This window comes from Rheinheimera maricola (genome assembly GCF_016918075.2).
GTDB classification, from domain to species: domain Bacteria; phylum Pseudomonadota; class Gammaproteobacteria; order Enterobacterales; family Alteromonadaceae; genus Alishewanella; species Alishewanella maricola_A.
Window position 1 is genome coordinate 134,896 of the sequence record NZ_JAERPS020000002.1, and the last position, 21,484, is coordinate 156,379.

The following is a 21,484-nucleotide window of genomic DNA, read 5'->3' on the forward strand; positions in this document are numbered from 1 at the left end:
TACGTAATTACAGTTAATTAAGGGCGCGTAGCTTAATAGATAGTGCTTAAAGTTGCAATAGCTTCATTGCTTGACGGATATATTTTGTTTTACTTGGCATTTAACCAGCCTGTCCTTACACTTAAACGCTGCTTTATAACGGAAACCTGCTGTGATTGTAGTGCGAGTGGCCCTGCCGGTGCCGCTAAGACAACATTTTGATTACCTTATTAGTCCCGGGTATACCCCTCAGCCTGGGTGCCGGGTATTGGTGCCGTTTGGCAACCGAAAACTGGTAGGATTAATTTGGCAGTTGTCCCCACCAGACAGCTACGATACCAGCAAGTTAAAGCCGGTTATCAGCTTACTTGACAATGCGCCTGTGCTACCCGTTTTACTGTGTCAGCTGTTAAGTTTTGCTGCTGACTACTACCATCATCCGCTGGGTGAGGTGTTAATTAGCGCACTTCCTGCTTTACTGCGGGAAGGTCGTAATCTCAACGATTATCAACCCAAAGCATACTGTTTAACCGATGCAGGTAAACAACTTAATCCATCTGCTTTAAAGCGCTCACAGAAGCAACATGCGCTCTGGCAGGCACTGCAAGCAAATGGCCTGAGCGAGTCGGTGTTGCGCCAGCAACATAGCCGGACCACCTTAAAACAGCTACTGGATAAAGACCTGGTAGAAGAGCAACTGGTTCCGGCTTCCCCCTTCACACCGCCTGCCGCCCCAGCAAGTGGTTTACGGCTAACTAACAATCAGGCACTTGCCGTTGCTGCTGTTGTTCAGGCTTTTGGTCGCTTTGAGCGTTTATTACTAGAGGGTGTTACCGGCTCAGGCAAAACAGAAGTCTATCTGCAAAGCATTGCCAGCCTGTTATGCCAGCGACAGCAGGTTTTGGTTATCGTACCGGAAATCGGTTTAACGCCACAAACCTTAGCACGATTTCAGGCGCGCTTTGATGTACCGGTATTGTGCTGGCATTCAGCACTAAGCGATAGCGAACGCTTACATTGTTGGTTACAGGCAAGTAGCGGTGCCGCCGCTATTATTGTAGGTACCCGCTCCGCCTTATTTTTACCATTTTGGCGCCTCGGCCTGATCATTATTGATGAAGAACACGATCAATCTTTAAAGCAGCAAGACGGATTTCGTTATCATGCCCGTGATTTAGCGATTAAACGTGCAGCATTGCAGCATTGTCCCATACTGCTGGGCTCCGCCACCCCTAGTCTGGAAAGCTTGCACAACGCCCTCACCAAGCGTTTCATTCACTTGCCGCTACCAGACCGTGCAGCAGGGCAAGCGTTACCCACATTTGAACTGGTCAATTTAAAGCAACAGGTGCTGCAATTCGGTCTGGCGAGCCAGACCCTGGCTAAAGTGAAGCACCAACTGACACTGGGACATCAAGTCATGTTGTTTTTGAACCGGCGTGGCTTCGCCCCGGCACTTAGTTGCCAGGAATGTGGCTGGTTAACAGAATGTCACCGCTGCAGCGCTTTTACTACATATCACAAGCAAAGCAGGCAACTGGTATGCCATCACTGCGGCGCCAGCAAAGCGATACCACGTCAATGCGGTGGCTGTGGTAGCACACAGTTAAAACCGCTGGGCCAGGGTACCGAACAACTGGAAGAAAACTTACAGCGACTGTTTACCAACATCGCTATTACCCGGCTTGACCGCGACAGCACCCGGCGCAAAGGTGCATTAAACGAAGCGCTGGAAGATATTCATCAGCCCGGTGCCAGGCTTATAGTTGGCACTCAGATGCTGGCAAAAGGACATCATTTTCCCAATGTAAGCCTGGTGGTGATTGTTGATGTTGATGCAGCCCTGTACAGCAGTGATTTTCGCGCACCAGAGCAATTGGCACAGCTACTCACTCAAGTTGCCGGCCGTGCCGGGCGCGGCAGCATTGGAGGTAACGTGTTGCTGCAAACCCAGTACCCTGACCACACGTTACTGCAGGATATTATCCAAAATGGCTATGCGTCTTTTGCTCGCAGCGCACTGTCAGAGCGAAAGCAAACACGCTTGCCGCCTTATCAGCATCTCGCCCTGTTTAGTGCAGAGGCACATCAATCTGAGCAGTGCCAACAGTGGTTACAGCAACTCGCTGACTGCGCCAGCCAGCACCCGGCACTGCAACTGCTGGGGCCTATTCCTGCACCTATGGAGCGTCGGGCAGGCAAGTATCGCTGGCAGTTGCAGCTATACAGCCCCGCACGCAGCAACATGCATCTGGCATTGGATGCACTGCTGCAGCACATTAGCAGCTGGCCACTTAGCCGACGCATCAAGTGGCAATTGGATGTTGATCCGACAGATCTGACCTGAGCCAGCCGGTTATGTTTCTTTTTTTGCCCAACCTTGTAGAATAGCGCTCAACAAGAAGTAAGAGTTTTTATCCCCTTATGCCCCAAAAAGATTACGTTAAAGCCGGCCGGCCAAAGGCCAAGCCCGCCAGCAGGCGCCCCAGCAGAGCAAACAATAAAGCGGCGGCATCTTCGCCGGCAAAACCCTGGCTGCTGATTGTAATAACCACATTGCTGGCGAGTGGCTTTATTTATTTTCTCTGGTTTCTCAATCAGCAACCAACGGTAAACCCTGTGCCAGCAAAAGCTGCCAGCCAACCGACTAAAACAGATGAGTTGCCGGTAAAACCCACAACTGAACCGTACCAATACATCACCGAGTTGGAAAATAAAGAAGTTACCGTTGAAGTAGCCGAGCAACAACAATCTGCAGGTCCCTACCAAATGCAATGTGGCTCATTTCGCGTCGAACAGCAGGCTGAAACCATGAAAGCGCAAATTGCCTTTGCCGGCTTCGCTTCACAAGTCAGGCGCACTGAAGGCAACAATGGTGTCTGGTTCCGGGTGGTATTGGGTCCATACGAGTCCAAGCGCAAAGCCACTGCAGATATGAACCGCCTGCGTCAGCAAAATATCAATACCTGCCGGATTTGGAATTGGACTTGAAAAGCGCCAGCAACAGCCACACTTAAGCGGTAAGTTAATCACGCCATAAGGCTTATTCATGACTACTATCGTTTCAGTTCGCCGCGACGGCCATGTTGCTATCGGCGGTGATGGCCAGGTTTCACTGGGTAACACCGTAATGAAAGGCAATGCCCGCAAAGTACGCCGCTTGTATAACAATAAAGTCATCGCCGGTTTTGCTGGCGGCACTGCCGATGCCTTTACATTATTTGAACGCTTTGAAGCCAAACTTGAGCAACATCAGGGCCATCTGATGCGTGCCGCTGTTGAACTAGCCAAAGACTGGCGTACCGACCGCATGCTACGAAAACTTGAAGCTTTATTGGCTGTAGCCGATGCAAATACATCGCTTATTATTACCGGAAATGGTGATGTGGTGCAGCCCGAACACGACCTCATCGCTATTGGTAGTGGTGGCCCTTATGCACAAGCCGCAGCCACCGCCTTGCTACAAAATACCACCCTTAGTGCGCGCGACATTGTGGAGAAAAGCCTTACCATCGCCGGTGACATCTGCGTGTACACCAATCAGCATCAGACCATTGAAGAATTATAAGCAGGTACCCTTATGTCTGACATGACACCTAGAGAGATCGTACACGAGCTGGACCGCCACATAATCGGCCAGAACAATGCAAAGCGCGCGGTAGCTATCGCACTGCGTAATCGCTGGCGCCGCATGCAGCTGGACGCAACCTTGCGCCAGGAAATTACGCCGAAAAACATTCTGATGATAGGGCCAACCGGGGTGGGTAAAACCGAAATTGCCCGCCGTCTGGCTAAGCTAGCCAATGCGCCGTTTATTAAAGTTGAAGCTACCAAATTTACCGAAGTGGGTTATGTCGGCAAAGAGGTCGAGAGCATCATTCGCGATCTTACCGATAGCGCAGTAAAAATGTTTCGTGAGCAAGCTATAGAGAAAAACCGTTTTCGGGCTGAAGAGGCGGCAGAAGAGCGTATTCTGGATGTATTATTGCCACCGGCCAAAGACAACACCTGGGGTGAAACAGATAGCAAACCTACTACTGAAAGCAATACCCGGCAGATTTTTCGCAAAAAACTACGTGAAGGCCAACTGGACGACAAAGAAATAGAACTTGATCTGGCGCAAGCTAATATTGGCGTTGAAATTATGGCGCCTCCAGGTATGGAGGAAATGACCTCTCAGCTACAAAGCATGTTTCAAAACCTGGGCAGTGAGAAAAAGAAAAAGCGTAAGCTTAAAATCAAAGATGCCTTAAAGCAGCTAATCGATGAAGAAGCCACAAAGCTAGTGAACCCGGAAGAGCTCAAAGCAGCTGCATTGGATGCCGTTGAACAAAACGGCATAGTGTTCCTCGACGAAATTGACAAAATTTGTAAGCGTGGCGAAACCAGTGGCCCGGATGTATCCCGTGAAGGTGTGCAACGTGATTTACTGCCCTTAATTGAGGGCTGTACGGTAAATACCAAGCACGGCATGGTTAAAACGGACCATATTTTATTTATTGCCTCTGGGGCATTTCAGATGAGCAAACCATCCGACTTAGTGCCAGAGTTACAAGGCCGTTTACCGATCCGCGTAGAACTGGAAGCACTAACTGCAGCCGACTTTGAACGCATCTTAACCGAGCCAAAAGCATCATTGACCGAACAATCTATCGCTATGCTGGCGACTGAAGGTGTGCAGTTAAGCTTTAGCGCCGACGGCATTAAAAGTTTGGCTGCAGCAGCCTGGCAGGTGAATGAAACCACAGAAAACATTGGCGCGCGCCGGTTATATACGGTGATGGAGCGCCTATTGGAGGAAATATCCTATGATGCTGCAGACCATGCCGGCGAGCACATTCTGGTTGATGCCGCCTATGTGGATAAACACCTGGGTGCATTGGTAAAAGATGACGATTTAAGCCGGTTTATTCTATAGCAATGCAACAATCAAAACCTACAGCAGTGCAGGTAACCCAGCTGCATTATCATCAACAAAGCCGCATGCTGGACGTCAGTTTCAGCGGCGGTCAGTACGCCCAGTTTAGTGCAGAATTTCTGCGGGTCTTTTCGCCTTCGGCAGAAGTTCGGGGGCATGGTAAACCCAAGCTGGTTAGCAATAAAAAGCAGGTTGCTATCCGCAAGCTGATCCCCGTTGGCCACTATGCTATAAAATTGCTGTTTGATGACGGCCACGACAGTGGGATCTACAGTTGGACGTACCTGCAACAACTCGCAGAGCAACACTCTGCATTATGGCAAGACTACCTGCAGCAGCTGCGCGCCGTTAACGCGCAGCGGGATGCCTTAATAGCAGTAACCTTTAAAACTTAAACTATCAGGCTTGAAAGCGGTCCACCGATTGATGTAGGCGAGCGGCTTGCTGCGCAACCTCTTCGCTGATTGATGCATTGTGTTTGGCGTAGCTGTATGTCTCGTCTGATAAATCTCGGATCTTCACCACGTTTTTATTTACTTCAGCTGCAACATGGCTTTGTTCTTCAATTGCAGCAGCAATTTGAGTGGTCATGTCCATAATGTTAGTTACATCCTCGGTAATCGCTGTTAGCAAGTGCATGGCGACATTGGCTTGCTCTGCACTGTCATGACCTTGCTGCCTGCAGCCTTGTATAACCTGGACAATCTCTGAAGTACGGCCTTGCAGCCCTCCGACGATGCTTTCAATTTGCCTGGTTGAATCCTGCGTACGCATTGCCAGGTTGCGCACTTCGTCTGCAACCACGGCAAAGCCTCTGCCTTGCTCACCAGCCCGCGCCGCTTCAATGGCAGCATTCAATGCCAATAAATTAGTTTGCTCTGCAATACCGCGGATGACATCCAGCACCGAACCAATGGTCTTACTGTCTTTTTCTAATTCAGCAACCACGTTGGTCGCAGTTTGCAAGCGTTCAGACAAGGTGTTAATCCGCTGCACCGTCTGTTGTACTTCAGTCCGGCCAGTTTGCGCGTTGTGATTAGTCGCTTCAGCTTTCGCCGCTGTCGTTTCGGTATTACTGGCAATTTCGTTAATGGTAGCCCCCATTTCCGTTACCGCAGTCGCTACCATATCCGTTTCGTTTTGTTGCTGCTGCATACCACGACTGGTATCGGCGGTAGACTTCGCCAATTCGTTAGTTGCCTGGTCAAGCATTTCCAGTGCCTGATTAACGGTTCTGATTAAATCCTGAAAATCTCCCAGCATACCGTTGAAGTCTGTAGCCAGGCTGGTCATTTCATCATTCCCCGCCACAGCTACCCGCATACGAAAATCATTATTCGCGCGAATTAAACCAATAGCTTCACAGACCTCCATTACCGGCCCAAGAATACTGCGGCTGGTTAACGCAACCAAAAACAGCACACTGGCTAGCACCACAACAAAAACACCAATGGCCAACCGTTGTGTGGCCGCAACAGATGCGACTATTGCTTCTGAGCTTTTTTTCTCCAGTTCTTTCAGGCTGGTCTCAGTTTCTTGTATGGCCTTGCGCATTTCACCGGTAACGCCTTCAGACTCGCTCAGTCCCATTTGTTGCATCGCCTGCACCAGCGCACTAAATCGCTGGTTATAACCTTCAGCAAGACTGCGGCTAGCACTGTCACTGCTGGTCTGTTGCAATAGCTGTGACATGGTTGACGAAAATCGGTCGGCGTAGCTCATCTCTTTGCGCAGCAGAAAATCCTTTTCTGCCCGGCGTAACTGTAAAACTAATATGGTTAACTCGTCTTGCCGCAATTGCTCCAGCCGGCTTTCTAATTGTTGCACCGTTTGACGCAATTCGCCGATTAAGCCTGATTGGGCGTCCAGCCCTAAGCGTTGCTGAGACACCACCAATTGGTTGAATTTTTGCTGATAGCCGTCTGTTAGTGCAAGAAAGGTAGCTAAAGGCTTTTGATCAATATTGTGATGTTGCAATAACACATCAAGCTCAGCAGTGTGTTGCTGCATAGTATTGTAATGATCATTTAATCGCTGCTGATACTTGAGCTCTGTTCGCGCCATAAAATCTTTTTCATGCCGGCGAAACATTAAAACATCCGCGCTAATTTGTTCTACCAGCTGCTGTGTTCTAGCCAGGCTAGTGAGCTGGCTGCCTTGATAAAACAAAATTAGCAACATCACCGCCATAGCAACCACTAAGGCTCCGCCATTGATAAATAACCGTTGTTTAATTGATAAACGCCGCAAGCTGCTCATATTAATATTCCAAGAATAAATCATCATCTTTGATGATAGACCAGCAAAGCAAAAAATAGTGATTTTTTATTGGTTTACACTTAAATAATTATAAAATAAGCCACAGCGCAACAGGCTGACCCCAAGATTACTCCCGCAATAACGTCTAGTGGGAAATGCACACCAAGCATAATACGCGAAAGCCCTATAGCCGCAGCCCAGAAATATGCTGGTAAAGCAGCAACAGGAAAATGCATTGCGAGGCAGGCAGCAAAAACAAAAGCACCTGCGGTATGGCCAGAAGGCAAACTAAATTGATCTGAAGGCACTATATGTGCATTTATATAAGCCGTTAATCTATCAGCGGGACGCGCACGTTTAATGCTGTTTTTTAACAGCAAATACAGTGGCAGTTCAAGCGCAAAACTGGCCAACAGCAACTGAAACAATGGCCAGGCAGCGGCATAACCCAACACAAATAAACTGGCAACTAACAAAACATAAAGTGGGCCATCTGCCGTCTTAGACAACCAGTAACTAACATTGTAAGCCAGCCTAGAAGAACTACAGCCGAATACGCGGCAAAATGAATTATGGTCCCATTGTTCCAAGCGTCTGAGCAGCATAATTAACGCCTTGTATTCAGATGTAATACTGGCAGGTTATACACCTTATATGACGTTATAATGACATTTTGGCGCGGTAAAATGCGATGGCATCAACCTCAGCTAAAGGTTTAGCAATATAGTAACCTTGCACCGTATCACAAGCCATATTATGCAGTAACTGTAATTGCACCTCCGTTTCCACCCCCTCTGCCAGCATACGTTTACCAAGGCCATGTCCTAACTTAATCATGGTTTTTACGATCATCATATCGGAGTCATTGCCTGCCATATCAGTAACAAAACTACGGTCAATTTTAATCTTATCTATCGGCATACGGCGCAAGTAAGCTAGTGACGAATAACCGGTACCAAAGTCGTCAATTGACACCCGTATACCCATTTGCTGTAACTCAATAACATGATTTGAGCCCTTTTCCATATCATGCATGGCGGTATTTTCGGTTATTTCCAGTTCCAGTAACTCAGGTGATACATTGTACTGCTGCAGTAACTGCTTGATCTTACGTTTTAGGCCATCTTGCTGAAAATGTACCGGCGACATATTAACGGCCAGAGGGATAACCAGCTGCTGTTTTTTCCATTCACTGATGGTTTGTATTGCTTTGGCAAGAACCCAAAAATCAAGCTGACGACTTAGCCCCAATTGTTCAACCAACGGTAAAAATTGCCTAGGCATTAAAAATCCTTTTTCTGGATGCTGCCAACGTACCAGCACCTCAAAGGAATCAATTTTGTTTTCCCGTAGATTTAGTTGTGGCTGGAAATACAACACTAGCTCATCGTTTTGCATCGCGGCTAACAGCTCTGCTTCCCAACAAATTAACTTAGTTGACTCATCTTCCATGCCGGTTTGATAGGCCAACTGATGTGTTTGCAAACGCTTCGCCTGATGATAGGCGATATTGGCCTTTTGCAATAAACTCTCCGCGCTATTTGCATCAACTGGCGCACAGGCAATACCTATCGTACAACTGAGTTGCAACCGGCCTGCAGAGGAATCAAACGTTTTTTCTACTAACTGCTGTAGGTGGCGTAACGCAGACTGTAGCTGAGCATCACTATTTATGTCGCTAAGCGCCAGCGCAAAGATATCCCCACCGGTACGAGCAACCAGCGTTGGTTTCAAAATACTGCTGGTAAAACGCTGGTTAAGTTGACGCAGCAGGGAATCGCCCTGCTTTAAGCCAACCGATTCATTAATGGTTTTAAATTTATCCAGCCCCAGCATCAGCATCAGCAAATAAACTGGCGGGGAGTGAGGCCGTTGCAAATGCTCCTGAAGCTGTGTCAGTAAAGCATCGCGATTCAACGCACCGGTGAGCTGATCATAACGATTCAGGTACTGTGTTTTTTCCGTTAGCTGTAAATTGGCACTACGTTCATGCTCATGTAGCCAAATCAACAACGCCAGGCCAAGACTGCAGAGCAAAAACAATTCAAAACATTTATAAGCCAGGGTCCATTGCAGATCAGATGACTCCTGCCCACTTACGATACGCCAGACCGTAAACGCCAGATACATACAGCCCCAGAGAAAGATTGTTGCCGCGGCCAGACGCTGACCCTGTGATGATTCCATGCGTTGCATCAAACTCACTGCAGCGCTAAGTAAAATGACACTCATCAATAATAAGCGCATATAAATCTGAAAATACTGCTGCCAGTTTTGGGTAATGTCGAGTAGCGAAAACGGCAACACACTGGCAGTGCCAACTCCCGCCAACACCAACAAAGTTGCTACGCTTGAATATCTGGTCCACACCGGAGCGGCATTATGCCGAGTTTGCATCATCCCACGTAGTAGAAAAACCGCAAAAATATAACTACAAGTAATAGTAACCAACTGCAGTACGTCAGTAAGTACAGACGCTGTATCCGTGAACCACTGCAACAAAATCGCCAACTGATAAAGACCAAACCCCAGTAACGCTAAGAACCACGACCTGATATAACCTTGTTGATAAATCCTGCTTAAGTTCCACAATAATAAACTCAATAGCACAGCGACCCCTACCTGGGTAAGGTAAACTGCAAGTCTGGCAAATATTTCAGGAGGCACGGTCATAATCCGTTAGGACATCTGCTCACACCTTAGCAAACAATCTGTACTGCCGACAACAAGGCAAGGCAAACAAGCAGGAAAAGCCAGTAATAATAAGTGTTTGAGCTTAACCGAGTCAGCGCTATACTGAGAGTCACATCCCCCTGTTTACCGGAGCGCCCAATGGAATACAACACCTCTGAATTATGTGATCTTTATGCCGATTTGGTAGATGTGGTAGAACCACTTTTTGCCAGCTATGGCGGTCGACGCTCTTTTGGTGGCCAAATACATACCGTCAAGTGCTTTGAGGATAATGGCCTGGTGCGGCAAATGCTGAGCGATCCAGGTGTTGGCAAGGTGTTGTTGATTGATGCTGGCGGCTCTGCAAGACGTGCCATTATTGATGCCGAACTGGCATCACTGGCAGCAACCAATGGCTGGGAAGGCATTGTATGCTACGGCAGCGTACGCGACCTTGACCTACTGGAAGACTTTGATTTAGGTATACAGGCAGTGAACGCAATTCCGGTGGGCGCAGACGACAAAGGCTTTGGCGAAACCGAAGTGCCGGTAAATTTTGCCGGAGTAACGTTTTTACCTGGCGATCATTTATATGCTGATAGCACCGGTATCATTATGTCGCCGGATGCACTTGATATCGAATAATACTTTACTACTATGCTAAAACTATTTAGTCGGCAGCAACTTAACCAGTTTGTCTCGGTGCGCGAGGGTGAACAACGTCTTGGACAGGCAATAACTTTACCTGATATTGCGTTGCCATTGTCGCAACAGTTGGCAGGCAGTAAAGCTGCCGGCTGTCAGTTTGTGTTGCTAGGAGTACCAGAAGATATTGGTCCAAGGGCCAACTTGGGTACAGCGGGCGCAGATCAAGGCTGGAACGCCTTTTTAGCCAAATTTTTAAACCTGCAATCCAACCCGTTTATAGCCGCGCGTCAATTGTTACTCTTAGGCGAAATAGACTGTAGCGATTTGCAACAGCAAGCTAGCAGCCTTGATACTGCCGCACCAGAGCAGTTGCGCCATTTACGTGAGCTGGTATCCATACTTGATCATCGAGTTTATCAGGTAGTAGAGGCCATTTTCACTGCAGGTCTAATGCCACTTATAATAGGCGGCGGCCATAATAACAGTTATCCATTATTAAAAGCGTTAGCAAGCAGTAGTGGTTTGCCCGCCAACAGCGCCAATCTTGATCCGCACTCGGATTTTCGGCCGCGGGAGGGGCGTCACAGTGGCAATGGCTTTAATTACGCTAAATATGATGGCCACTTACAACATTATTTTGTATTGGGGCTGCACGAATTGAAAAATTCAGCGGAAACCTTGGCGCAGCTGCAACACGCAGCAGCAGACTATTGTAGTTACCAACGTATTTTCGTTCGGCAAGAAGTCAGTTTTCAGCAAGCACTTGAACAATGTATCGACTATGTCGCTCAAGGCCAGGGCGACATTGGTATCGAATTAGATACCGATAGCATCAGCATGATGCCCGTCAGCGCGTTTACCAACTGTGGTATTAGCCTTCAAGCGGCAGAGCAGTTCGTTTATCAACTGGCCAAATTACCACGCAGCCGTTATTTGCATTTGGCGGAGGCGGCACCAATGCAGCACCCTGCCGGTTTGGCTGCTGGCATGAATGAAGCAGGCCAAATACTGGCTGCGCTGGTTTATGCCTTTGTTCAAGGGAAACAGCACCAGGCTACTGCAATTTAGCTCTGTCAGCTTGCCATTGCTTTAACCAGATCGCAAAACCACTGAGCTCGAACGGTCGGGAATACAAAAAACCCTGGCCACGATGGCAGCCCATACGCACGAGTTTTTGCTCTACTTCAACTTCTTCTACGCCTTCGGCAATAACACCTAAATCCAAATTTCGGGCCATATCAATAATAGCGCCAGTAACAGCGGCACTTACATCAGACTTGTGCAATTCATTAATAAAAGAACAGTCGACTTTGACATGTCGTATCGGCAACTGCCTTAAATACGCCAGCGAGGAAAATCCGGTACCAAAATCATCCAATGCCAGCTCTACTCCCAGTCTATGCAACCGATGCAGCATGGCCCTGGCCTTATCTGGCTCGGCCAACAAAGCACTTTCTTTCAACTCAAGCATCAACTGCTGCGGTTTTACCTGATAACGCTGAAAAAGTTGCTCTAACGAATCAATCAACTCATCGTGTAATAAATCTTTGCTGGAAATATTTACCGCTATTTTACTAACCAGGTCAGCCTGTTGCAGCTTAGCTATCATGGCAACCGCCTCATTTAACACCCACTGGGTCAATGGATAAATAACACCCATCTCCTCTGCCAGAGCGACAAAGCTAGCCGGTGACAATAGACCACGCGTCGGATGACGCCAACGGATATAAACTTCGGCCGCTACTACCTGATGATTGCGCATATCAACCTGCGGTTGCACATAAAGTGACAGCTGCCTCTCAGTAATAGCCAAGCGTAGTTCGGCCATTAACGTTAATTTTTCATTGGTGTAATGCAGCATATCACTGTGAAACACCTGACTGGCACCCTGGACCCAGTTATGGTGCTGCAACGCCAGATAGGCTCGCTCCAAAAGCTCATTCAGTTGGGTGCCATGCTCAGGGTAATTGGCGATACCAGAATGCAGCTGATATTCTACGGCACAACCATGCATCAGCATGGGTTCTGGAATGCAACGCTCAAGTGCATCTGCCAGATACTCGGCTGCATGCTCTTTGTCGGAACAATTAAGCCATATCACAAAGTCCACAGCACCGAGATGACACAGACGGGTCGGCTTCTGCTGGCGAAACTCAAAGGTCAGGGCCAGCTCTTCATCTGCCAGGTGATCATTAATACGCTGGGCAATTTGCGCTAATACTAAATTACTATTGCTGTGGCCAAGCAACTGATTAACTTGTTCAAACTGGCTAATTTTCAATAATAGCAGTGAATAACGCTGCTCCGGAGCTCGTTTTAGTAGCTGTTCAGTCTGCTGTTGCAAAAAAAACTTGTTGGGAAAACCGCTAATATCATCATGCAGCGAATAAAAGCCTAGTTGGCTGCCTTGCTTTTTTTGTCGGCTTTTTTGCAGCTTGTTGATATCGACTTTTAATTTGACTAGATAGATAAAACACAATAGCAGCAACCCACTCAACACACTAAGCAGCGGTAATTCAGCTTGTGGTGACTGAGCTGCCAGCGGCCAACTCAATAGTACGAGGTACAACAGCCGGTAAGACAAAATAATTCTCCAGCATTGGCAATGTTTCTAGCATAATCTAAAACCGTCTGATGTAAAGCCGCTCAGAGGCGATGGTTTACTACTTTACCATTTATTATCAGCTGCTTAAGTTGACTCACACCTAACTGGTAACATAGCTCCGCTGGCTGGCTAATGCTATAACAAGCAAAATCAGCACGCTGCCCCACCGCTAGGCTACCACGATCTTCCAGGCCCAGCGCCTGTGCAGCGCACCGCGTAACCCCCAGCAAAGCCTCCTCAGGCGTAAGGCGAAACAATGTGCAAGCCATATTCAGCATGAGTGGTAATGAGCACAACGGCGAGGTGCCTGGATTTAGGTCTGTCGCTACTGCCATCGGTACCTTGTATTGACGCAACAAGCTAATTGGCGGCAGTTGAGTTTCGCGTAAAAAATAAAATGCACCAGGTAACAGCACCGCTACGGTACCTGCCTTCGCCATAGCTGCAACACCAGCTTCATCAAGAAATTCAACATGATCGGCAGATAAACCAGCAAACTCTGCTACTAAAGCACTGCCACCCAGGTTAGATAATTGCTCAGCATGGGCTTTTACCGGCAACCCCAGTGTTGTAGCGACAGCGAATACCTTGCGTGTTTGTAATACACTAAAGCCAATACCTTCACAAAATACGTCCACTGCATCTACCAAGCCCTGCTGTTGTAACTGCGGCAGCATCTGACACACAGCCTCAATATAACCATCAGAGTCATTCACATATTCAGCCGGTAAGGCATGGGCGCCTAAAAAGGTCTTTTGAATTGTAGCCGGATGATGCTTATCAAGCTCTGCTGCTACTTCAAGTATTTTTTGTTCAGTAGCTAAATCCAGACCGTAGCCGGATTTAATTTCTACCGTGGTCACACCCTGAGCTAACAAAGCATTCAGCCGGTCTTTCGCAAGCACAAATAAGTCTTCATGGCTGGCAACGCGGGTTGCCGCCACGGTAGCTTTAATGCCACCACCGGCTGCGGCAATATCCTGATAGCTGGCACCATTTAAGCGCATTTCAAACTCATTCGCGCGGCTACCGCCGTATATCAGATGAGTGTGGCAATCAATGAGCCCCGGCAGTATCCATTGCCCTGCAGTGTCATACATAGGTGTAGCCAAAGCATCAAATTCAGGCAAATCGCTGCGCGGACCAACAAATGCAATAACACCGTCTTTTATTGCCAGCACGGCGTTTTTAATGCTGCCATAGGGCAGACCATTGTCGGTCATAGTTGCGATGTTCGCATTAATCCAGATGGCATCAAATTGCTGCATAGGGCTCTCCTGTGTGTATGTAAATAATTTTACACCAACACCTTGTATATACAACAAAGCTAAAGTATTTTTTATTTATCCGCGGTGGGGTTAACCACCAAAATGGAGAGATATTATGGCGCTAGCCAAGTTTGCCGAGATAAAAGAGTTTATGCTCAGTCAGATTGAGATAGGTGCTTGGCCGGAACATAGCAGGGTTGCCTCGGAAAACCAACTAGCTGAGCAATTCAGTGTTAGCCGCATGACGGCGCGCCGGGCACTTCAGGAGCTAACCGAACAAGGCATTTTGTACCGCACTCAGGGCGTTGGCAGCTTTGTGGCAGCACTTAAATCACAATCGTCTTTGCTGGAGATCCGCAATATTGCCGATGAAATAAATAGCCGCGGTCATGTTTACAATGCACGCTTGCTGCAACTTACCGAGCTACCCTGCCCGACAATCATCGCAGGAGCTTTGGGTTTAAAGCGCAATGAACCGGTGTATTTTTCCTTAATAGTGCACTTAGAAAATAACCAGCCGCTACAGCTAGAAGCACGTTATGTTAGCCCCAAGTTGGTGCCAGACTATGTTAAGCAAGACTTTAACCAGCAAACACCGCATCAATATCTTAGCTTTATTGCTCCCTTAACTGAAGCAGAGCATACAGTTGAGGCCGTCTGGCCGGATGATTTCACCTGCAAACATTTGATGTTAAAAAAAGCCGAACCTTGCCTGCGTCTAACCCGACGCACTTTCAGCCGTGAAGGGGCGGTCAGTCTGGCATACTTGACATCACCAGGCGCCCGCTACCGTTTAGGTGGCCATCTAAACTTTGCTCTACCGAATAGTACAGAAGACAACTGTTAATGATAACAGCCAGCACAGCCTTACTAACGGGTGAGTGCCAACTAAGTAAACGCTTCCCATCTAATTTGATTTGTCGCTTTAAAGTTAAGCAATGGCACTGTTTTGGTGCTGCCGCACTGTTTTAATACGTCATTCGACCATTCTGGCTAGACCAGTCGTCGAATCTTTGTTAACTTCAGCTTGTTTATCAAACAGCTACTGTCTATGGTTTAGGCAGAGCTACAGTGTGGAGTTTGCCAAAGTGTTCACATTAAAAGTTGCCCACAAGGTCATTATAGGCTTTGGCTTTATCGCACTGCTGCTGATGCTTTCCAGCGGCTCTGCTTTACTGAGTTTTTCTGCCGTATCCAGCTCCAGCGAGCGAGTCAATCAACTGGCGGTGCCGGTTCAGCAGCAAAGCAATGCTGCTCAAATTCAGCTACTAAAACTAGCAAAACTTTCAGCGTTAGGTTACACCACGGAAACCAGCAACGGCATAAGCGAATACCGAAACCAGTTTGATAGCGGCAGCAAGGTATTGCGCAATCAACTTGCAAGTCTAAGTAAACTTACGGTAGCCGAGACCGCTTTTACCCAAACCCTGAGTGATATTGACAACCGCTACCAGCAATATGCAGCAGCCGTTGACGCGATGTTTAGCGCCCGATTACAAGGGATTGAGCTTCAACAGTCAGCCAATAGTGAATTCAATCTGCTGCAGCAACTGATAGACAATATCGGCGCCAATTTACTCGACATCTCCTATCTCGAATTTCCCGGTGGCGAGAAGCAAATGGAATTAATTGCCGGCAGTGCCAACCGTATAGATGGCCAGCTACTGGGCTTGCTAAATACGCTAAAAGAAGTAACGGCGTATACCGAGCTCGGCGCTACGGAAGCTGCACAGGAAAACATTGGTTTTGCACTTAGCGATATGCAAGTAAACATTGACTACATGGCAAAGCAAATTGCTGGACAGAATACCGATGGTTTGTGGCAAAGCGTAACAGAGCAGCTGGCTGAACTAACGGCCAAACTCAATGCTGGCCAAAGTCTGGCTGATATAAAACTGCAGCAGGTAAAAGCACAACTGGAGGCCAGAGATCAACTGGCACAATCTGAACAGCGTGTCGAACAAGTTATAGTGGCGTTAGATATGCTATTGTCTGCAGCTGACCTGCAGTTCAACCAGTTACAGCAAAATGTATCTGACTCCGTAAGCTCTGGCAGCACCCGCACCCTGAGTCTGATGTTAGTGCTGGTGTTATTAGCGATCGTTGCAGCATATTTTACCATTAACGCTATGTTACGTCCGCTAGCTGGCATAAATAAAGTATTGGGCGACATTGCCAAGGGCGATCTAAGCCGCAAGCTAACCATTAGCAATCAAGACGAGTTTGGCGCTTTAGCTGGTAAGGTAAACAGTTTAACAAATGCCTTAAGCAGACTGATTATCGACATACAGAGCAATGCCGAAGAACTCAACGGCAATGCCAGACAATCTGCGTATGAAGTCGGCGAAATTAATGACTCACTGCAACACCAACAGCAGCAAATAAGCCATGTAAATGACGTGACACGGCAATTGGCAGACAGCACAAGGGATATCGCCAGTCAGTCCGCGGATACCACAGGTGCAATGCAGCAGGCTTTGGCGCAAGGCAAGCAAATTGATTTGATAGCCAATCAGAATAATCAGTTGATCAACCGGCTGGCGGAGCAGTTAACCGCCACAAGCAGCGTGATGAGCCGCGTAAACGACGAAGCCAATAATATCGGCAGTATCCTGGCAACAATACGCGGCATCGCCGAACAAACCAATTTACTGGCATTGAATGCAGCAATTGAAGCAGCTCGTGCCGGAGAGCAAGGCAGAGGCTTCGCCGTGGTTGCTGATGAAGTAAGGTCGCTGGCTGGGCGCACGCAGCAAGCTACAGATGAGATACGCCAGATGATCGAAACGTTACAACAACAAAGTAAACAAGCTGTCAGTGCCATCACTAACGGTAAATCAGATGCCGACAGCTGTGTGGCTCAAACCTTGGAGCTGGTGTCGTCGTTGGGGCTAATAAACCACGCCCTGGAACAAACACAAGATATCAGCAGTCGTGTTACAGCGGCAACAGAGGTGCAGCTCAGTCTGGGTAAAACTATTGATGACAATATGCAACAAATGATAGAGGTAGCTCAAGTCAGTGGCGAAAAAGCGGAGCGCACATTACAACATAGCGATGGTGTGTCTGCTTTAGCTATTAAACTTAAACAGGCAGTAAGTGCATTTAAAATATCCTAAGTCTGGTTTTACTTTGCTAATGAAAAAGGCTGGACAATGTCCAGCCAGGCAGGAAGTATCTTTGTATCCATTTGTTTTTATTTGATTCCGTTCGCTGCTAATATCGCCAAAACAACTTCAAAAAACCCGATGAAAACATGATATCAACACTAAACCAGCGCGAATTGTTGCTCGCGCTGTCGCTTTTGTTGCTTTTTTAAGCTCTTAGCATCAATAAGTTCTATATTAGCTTCGTTAGCAAAAATCCATGCCTGGCTGCTAAATCCAGCATAGCTAACCACCAGGCCACAACTAAAATCAGCAGATAACATTTGTTGAAACATGGCGCGGATCTGTGAAATGTCTACAGGCTGGTTCCTCAGCTGAGTGTAAACCAAGGTATCACTTTCAGCATACAAACACTGGTACTCAGGGCTGATACGCGTCGAATGCGACAGCCTACCCTTGCGCGCTAAGAAACTCTCGGCTTGCTGCAAAAATTGTTGCTGCTTGTCTGTTGATGACCATAATACCTTTAGCGGCCACGCCAAGCCGGCTAGCTTGTGTTGCTCTTCCAACTCGAAGAACGCCATGACATTAAATAATAGCGCTACACTAAACATTAAGACAAATGTCCACAACATAAACGCTGACCAAAACGCGGACAGAACCCAGCTGTTGTCATTTAACAATAGAGAATGCTCTGCAAAAAATAGATAGACTGCGCCAGAAACGATACCAAGGCCCGTGCTCACTGACGAAATCAACAACCATTTGTTTTTCATATCTACCTCAAGTCCATATGTAAAATGCAATGAGCACAGTATCGAACTACAGCAGATATTTTTCTTAACAAGAAGCTGATAAATGAATTATAAAAACATTGCCTGCATAGATTTCACTCAATCGCAGTATATAAGTGCAGCACTGGCCTGTGAAAATTGATATCGAAAGCCAAATTGTTGAATAAATTTGCCAGCCACGATTTTACGCCCGGCATCACCGCCAGAAAAACTCGCGGGGGTTTGCAACGCAAGTTCGGCCGCAGCGTGATAAAACGCTTGGCGCGTTTCCATTAGCGGACTACTTAGGTTGTAAATTCCCTCACAGGGTAGCGCCGCTAATACCTGCATTACTGCTGCGATAACGTCCCAGACATGAACCATGTTTATGGCACCATTAGCATCAGGTAATACTCTGCCTGTGATAAAACGTCCTGGATGACGACCGGGGCCCATTAATCCTGCCAGACGAAGCGTCAATGTTGGTGCAAACTGTTGCAGTGCTTGCTCACCCTGCAGTAACAAGCTAACTCTGGTATCAGCTTGCACCAACATTGCCGCTTCATCAACTGCACCGCTAAGTCCCTGGTAAATGCCTGTCGAACTAAAATGAATAAGTTGACGACTCCCAGCAGTTGTAGCCAGTCTGGCAAGTTGCTGTAACGCCGCTATGTAGTGGCTTTGCTCCGTGTGTCTACCCGGAGCGACAGCGCATATTACAATGGCATCATCAAACACCGGTTGTAGCGGTGTTATATCAGCAATGTTTGTTAGATCTACAACCAACCCATGGACCTGAGCTGGCAAAGTAGCAAGCGCTTCAACTGTACGGCGCGTAGCCCAAACCTGATGCCCTTCGCTCGCCAACTGCTGTGCAAGCTGACTGCCAAGCCAACCACACCCCACAACTATCACTTTCATATTTCAGGCCGCTGGCGAGGCAACACTACGTAGCTACCGTGAAACTCTGCAGCCAGTTCAGCCCCTGAGAGAATATCGACTTTTATTCGTTGCCGAACCTTCACGCCCTGTGACAGCATAGTAAGCTCGCCATTACAATTTTGCAGTGCACAACGTGCCTGTGGTTGCTGTGAAACAGGTCGCAGATATTTAATGCTGCCATCTGCCAGCACCTGATCGCCGTTTAAGCCAAGAGCTTGTAATTGCAGATATAACATGCCCCAACCGGTCAGCGTAGCCAATGCATAAATACTGCCGGCAAACATGGTTTGATGCAGGTTAATATTCGGCGCAAGTGGGGCTGAGCAATATAACGTATTGCCATCAAAGCTAGTTATATCTATTTGCATGTACTGACTAAGTGGTATTGTTTGTTGCCAGGTGGTACTGAGCTGATTACACCAGCTTTGGAATTGTTCCGGCTGAGCAGCCAACCTGACAGATTTCTGCATCAGCAGATGGGTAATACCAAACTGTGTCGCGGCGTCGGCAACGAATTGGTAACCATGCCGCTGATAAAACACCTCTGCCGTATCGCGGGCATTTAATCGTACCGTTGTGCAGCCCCAAGCGGCAGCCTGCGTTTCTAAACCGGCTAGAATTCGGCCGCCAGCTCCCTTGCCTTGATGCTCTGCAGCAACGGCCATATAGCGCACCTGAGCTGTGACGCTATCTACCTGATGCACCCGACCCGCAGCGGCAATTTCGCCCTGCTGATCAATTAATATCAGATGGTAGGCTGTTGACTCCAACTCATCTCGCTCTGACCCTGGTGGTTGCTGCCACGGTGCACGTAATATCTGCAAGCGTAGCTGATAATAGCGTTGCCATTCTTCTAACGTTGCGGGTGAGCGCAGCTGCCAATGGCGCATAATACTTCTCCGATATTTTCCGGCTTAACTTTGCAGCATAAAGGTGACTGGACCATCATTTATCAGGCTCACTTGCATATTGGCACCGAACTGTCCGGTGGCAGTATTCAGGCCCAGCGCCTGACATTGTAAAACAAATTGTTGGTAATACTGCAGTGCCATATCAGGGCTGGCCGCTGGTGTAAAGCTGGGCCGAAGACCTGATTGAGTATCTGCTGCCAAGGTAAACTGTGATACCACCAGCACACTGCCCATCACTTGCTGTACATTTAAGTTCATTTTGTCATTACTGTCAGAAAATACCCGGTAATGACACACTTTATGTACCAGCTTTGCGATATCAGCCTCAGTATCTGTAGCTTCAACAGCCAAAAACACCAGTAAACCATGCTCAATTTCTCCGATAACACGTTCGGCAACCAGCACAGATGCTTTGCGTACCCTTTGGATTAAGGCTTTCATGGTTATACACTGTTTCCGGAATTGACCGGATCAGGACTGTTTTGATCCGGATCATCGCCATCAGCCTGCTCAGTGTTTGCTGCCAACTGCTGTAGTAGTGCTGTCAGCTCTGCCCCCAACAACACCACCAGCCAACACATATAAACCCAGACAAATAAAATAGGAACCAACGCCATGGCCCCATATATTGTGTCGTATGCTGGAAAATGTGTCACATAAAGCGCAAATCCTCGTTTGGACAGCTCAAACAATATTGTCGCCAGCAACGCGCCCCACAAGGCGTGGCGCACTTGCACTTTTATGTTGGGAACCACCAAATAGAGAATAAAAAAAGCGGCTAGCGACATCAGATAAGGCACTATGCCCAACAACAATGAAGAAAGCCCCGGAGTGTAATCATCGGCAAATCGGCTAAGGCCAACCAGATATGAACTGATAGCAATAGATGAACCAAACAATATTGGGCCCAGTGTTAAAATCATCCAGTAAATGGAAAATGAAATAATCGGTCTGGGCCTTTTACTAACACGCCAGATTTTATTCAGCGTCTTATCAATATTGTGGATCAATAGCAAGGCGACAAGCACCAACGCCATAATCCCAATTGCCGTCATACCGCCAGTGTTACCAATAAATTGGCTGACATAAGCCTGGATTTCATCACCGCGTGATGGAATAACATTGGCATAGACAAAATTTTCGATACCCTGGCGAAACTCGGTAAACATCGGGAAAGCTCCCAACATGGAAAACATTACCGCAATCATTGGAACTAAAGACAATAAAGAAATGTATGCCAGGTAACCGCCGATCATGGTGATCTGGTCTTGCTGACAACGCTGTGCGTACAATTTGATAAACCGCAGGCTGGTGTCAGCGTAATGCTGCCAGTTCTCTCGCATAATAGCTCCCAAATACCGGTAGAAACGTTAAGAATACAAGAAAAGCACCATAGCAACC

Annotated in this window: 19 protein-coding genes; 9 read left to right on the forward strand and 10 right to left on the reverse strand. The window is 47.6% G+C overall.

Annotated elements, in window-relative coordinates; all coding sequences use genetic code 11:
- The first annotated feature begins 151 nt into the window (after nt 1–151).
- The 5 genes from priA (at nt 152) to I4W93_RS06330 (ending at nt 5,292) form a co-directional block, all read left to right on the forward strand.
- A complete protein-coding gene (gene priA / locus I4W93_RS06310; RefSeq protein ID WP_224673303.1) occupies nt 152–2,326 on the forward strand; it encodes a primosomal protein N' in 2,175 nt (724 codons plus the stop codon).
- A gap of 77 nt (nt 2,327–2,403) precedes the next feature.
- On the forward strand, nt 2,404–2,970 hold the full coding sequence (locus tag I4W93_RS06315) for an SPOR domain-containing protein (RefSeq protein ID WP_205309389.1): 567 nt from the start codon (nt 2,404–2,406) through the stop codon (nt 2,968–2,970).
- A gap of 58 nt (nt 2,971–3,028) precedes the next feature.
- Nucleotides 3,029–3,547: an ATP-dependent protease subunit HslV gene (hslV, locus tag I4W93_RS06320; protein WP_205309390.1), complete on the forward strand. Its 519-nt coding sequence runs from the start codon at nt 3,029–3,031 to the stop codon at nt 3,545–3,547.
- A gap of 12 nt (nt 3,548–3,559) precedes the next feature.
- On the forward strand, nt 3,560–4,897 hold the full coding sequence (hslU, locus tag I4W93_RS06325; RefSeq protein WP_205309391.1) for an ATP-dependent protease ATPase subunit HslU: 1,338 nt from the start codon (nt 3,560–3,562) through the stop codon (nt 4,895–4,897).
- A 2-nt stretch (nt 4,898–4,899) separates the two neighbouring features.
- Nucleotides 4,900–5,292: a gamma-butyrobetaine hydroxylase family protein gene (locus I4W93_RS06330; protein WP_205309392.1), complete on the forward strand. Its 393-nt coding sequence runs from the start codon at nt 4,900–4,902 to the stop codon at nt 5,290–5,292.
- Nucleotides 5,293–5,296: 4 nt separating this feature from the next.
- Here the strand turns inward: I4W93_RS06330 and I4W93_RS06335 are convergent, their stop codons facing one another.
- The 3 genes from I4W93_RS06335 to I4W93_RS06345 form a co-directional block, all read right to left on the reverse strand.
- Complete coding sequence (locus tag I4W93_RS06335; protein WP_205309393.1) at nt 5,297–7,156, reverse strand: methyl-accepting chemotaxis protein; 1,860 nt, start codon at nt 7,154–7,156, stop codon at nt 5,297–5,299.
- Between the two features lie 80 nt (nt 7,157–7,236).
- Complete coding sequence (locus tag I4W93_RS20335) at nt 7,237–7,569, reverse strand: phosphatase PAP2 family protein (RefSeq protein WP_245217408.1); 333 nt, start codon at nt 7,567–7,569, stop codon at nt 7,237–7,239.
- A 247-nt stretch (nt 7,570–7,816) separates the two neighbouring features.
- Nucleotides 7,817–9,823, reverse strand: coding sequence for a putative bifunctional diguanylate cyclase/phosphodiesterase (locus I4W93_RS06345; protein WP_205309395.1), 2,007 nt, complete (start codon nt 9,821–9,823; stop codon nt 7,817–7,819).
- A 165-nt stretch (nt 9,824–9,988) separates the two neighbouring features.
- Here I4W93_RS06345 and rraA point away from each other — a divergent pair, with 165 nt between their 5' ends.
- Both rraA and I4W93_RS06355 read left to right on the forward strand, forming a co-directional pair.
- On the forward strand, nt 9,989–10,474 hold the full coding sequence (rraA, locus tag I4W93_RS06350; protein WP_205309396.1) for a ribonuclease E activity regulator RraA: 486 nt from the start codon (nt 9,989–9,991) through the stop codon (nt 10,472–10,474).
- A gap of 12 nt (nt 10,475–10,486) precedes the next feature.
- Entirely contained in the window at nt 10,487–11,545 is a 1,059-nt protein-coding gene (locus tag I4W93_RS06355; protein ID WP_205309397.1) for a formimidoylglutamase, read from the forward strand.
- On the opposite strand, the gene I4W93_RS06360 is transcribed toward I4W93_RS06355, so the two are convergent.
- Together I4W93_RS06360 and hutI are read right to left on the reverse strand one after the other, a co-directional pair.
- Nucleotides 11,532–13,061 carry a putative bifunctional diguanylate cyclase/phosphodiesterase gene (locus I4W93_RS06360; RefSeq protein WP_205309398.1) on the reverse strand — a complete coding sequence of 510 codons (1,530 nt, stop codon included), beginning with the start codon at nt 13,059–13,061 and terminating at the stop codon, nt 11,532–11,534. The genes I4W93_RS06355 and I4W93_RS06360 overlap by 14 nt on opposite strands.
- Before the next feature lie 62 nt (nt 13,062–13,123).
- Nucleotides 13,124–14,350: an imidazolonepropionase gene (hutI, locus tag I4W93_RS06365; RefSeq protein ID WP_205309399.1), complete on the reverse strand. Its 1,227-nt coding sequence runs from the start codon at nt 14,348–14,350 to the stop codon at nt 13,124–13,126.
- 115 nt (nt 14,351–14,465) lie between these two features.
- Here hutI and hutC point away from each other — a divergent pair, with 115 nt between their 5' ends.
- Both hutC and I4W93_RS06375 read left to right on the forward strand, forming a co-directional pair.
- Nucleotides 14,466–15,197 carry a histidine utilization transcriptional repressor HutC gene (gene hutC, locus I4W93_RS06370; RefSeq protein WP_205309400.1) on the forward strand — a complete coding sequence of 244 codons (732 nt, stop codon included), beginning with the start codon at nt 14,466–14,468 and terminating at the stop codon, nt 15,195–15,197.
- Nucleotides 15,198–15,438: 241 nt separating this feature from the next.
- Nucleotides 15,439–17,469 (forward strand): methyl-accepting chemotaxis protein, encoded by a 2,031-nt coding sequence (locus tag I4W93_RS06375; protein ID WP_205309401.1) that lies wholly within the window; start codon nt 15,439–15,441, stop codon nt 17,467–17,469.
- 149 nt (nt 17,470–17,618) lie between these two features.
- Here the strand turns inward: I4W93_RS06375 and I4W93_RS06380 are convergent, their stop codons facing one another.
- The 5 genes from I4W93_RS06380 to I4W93_RS06400 form a co-directional block, all read right to left on the reverse strand.
- Entirely contained in the window at nt 17,619–18,233 is a 615-nt protein-coding gene (locus I4W93_RS06380; RefSeq protein WP_205309402.1) for a restriction endonuclease, read from the reverse strand.
- 117 nt (nt 18,234–18,350) lie between these two features.
- The gene (locus I4W93_RS06385; RefSeq protein ID WP_205309403.1) at nt 18,351–19,151 is read right to left on the reverse strand and encodes an NAD(P)H-binding protein; all 801 of its coding nucleotides are present in this window, start codon (nt 19,149–19,151) and stop codon (nt 18,351–18,353) included.
- Entirely contained in the window at nt 19,148–20,062 is a 915-nt protein-coding gene (locus tag I4W93_RS06390; RefSeq protein ID WP_205309404.1) for a bifunctional GNAT family N-acetyltransferase/hotdog fold thioesterase, read from the reverse strand. The genes I4W93_RS06385 and I4W93_RS06390 overlap by 4 nt, the downstream gene beginning before the upstream one ends.
- 24 nt (nt 20,063–20,086) lie before the next feature.
- The gene (dtd, locus tag I4W93_RS06395; RefSeq protein WP_205309405.1) at nt 20,087–20,524 is read right to left on the reverse strand and encodes a D-aminoacyl-tRNA deacylase; all 438 of its coding nucleotides are present in this window, start codon (nt 20,522–20,524) and stop codon (nt 20,087–20,089) included.
- A 2-nt stretch (nt 20,525–20,526) separates the two neighbouring features.
- A complete protein-coding gene (locus I4W93_RS06400) occupies nt 20,527–21,426 on the reverse strand; it encodes a virulence factor BrkB family protein (protein WP_205309406.1) in 900 nt (299 codons plus the stop codon).
- Nucleotides 21,427–21,484 lie beyond the last annotated feature (58 nt).

Bases quoted from the DNA above. Each gene is read 5' to 3' on its own strand.
- I4W93_RS06380 (WP_205309402.1), bottom strand. From the start codon at position 18,233: ATGAAAAACAAATGGTTGTTGATTTCGTCAGTGAGCACGGGCCTTGGT.
- I4W93_RS06400 (WP_205309406.1), bottom strand. From the start codon at position 21,426: ATGCGAGAGAACTGGCAGCATTACGCTGACACCAGCCTGCGGTTTATC.
- rraA (WP_205309396.1), top strand. From the start codon at position 9,989: ATGGAATACAACACCTCTGAATTATGTGATCTTTATGCCGATTTGGTA.
- I4W93_RS06330 (WP_205309392.1), top strand. From the start codon at position 4,900: ATGCAACAATCAAAACCTACAGCAGTGCAGGTAACCCAGCTGCATTAT.
- hutC (WP_205309400.1), top strand. From the start codon at position 14,466: ATGGCGCTAGCCAAGTTTGCCGAGATAAAAGAGTTTATGCTCAGTCAG.
- I4W93_RS06390 (WP_205309404.1), bottom strand. From the start codon at position 20,062: ATGCGCCATTGGCAGCTGCGCTCACCCGCAACGTTAGAAGAATGGCAA.
- hutI (WP_205309399.1), bottom strand. From the start codon at position 14,350: ATGCAGCAATTTGATGCCATCTGGATTAATGCGAACATCGCAACTATG.
- I4W93_RS06335 (WP_205309393.1), bottom strand. From the start codon at position 7,156: ATGAGCAGCTTGCGGCGTTTATCAATTAAACAACGGTTATTTATCAAT.
- I4W93_RS06315 (WP_205309389.1), top strand. From the start codon at position 2,404: ATGCCCCAAAAAGATTACGTTAAAGCCGGCCGGCCAAAGGCCAAGCCC.
- dtd (WP_205309405.1), bottom strand. From the start codon at position 20,524: ATGAAAGCCTTAATCCAAAGGGTACGCAAAGCATCTGTGCTGGTTGCC.
- hslU (WP_205309391.1), top strand. From the start codon at position 3,560: ATGTCTGACATGACACCTAGAGAGATCGTACACGAGCTGGACCGCCAC.
- I4W93_RS06385 (WP_205309403.1), bottom strand. From the start codon at position 19,151: ATGAAAGTGATAGTTGTGGGGTGTGGTTGGCTTGGCAGTCAGCTTGCA.
- I4W93_RS06355 (WP_205309397.1), top strand. From the start codon at position 10,487: ATGCTAAAACTATTTAGTCGGCAGCAACTTAACCAGTTTGTCTCGGTG.
- hslV (WP_205309390.1), top strand. From the start codon at position 3,029: ATGACTACTATCGTTTCAGTTCGCCGCGACGGCCATGTTGCTATCGGC.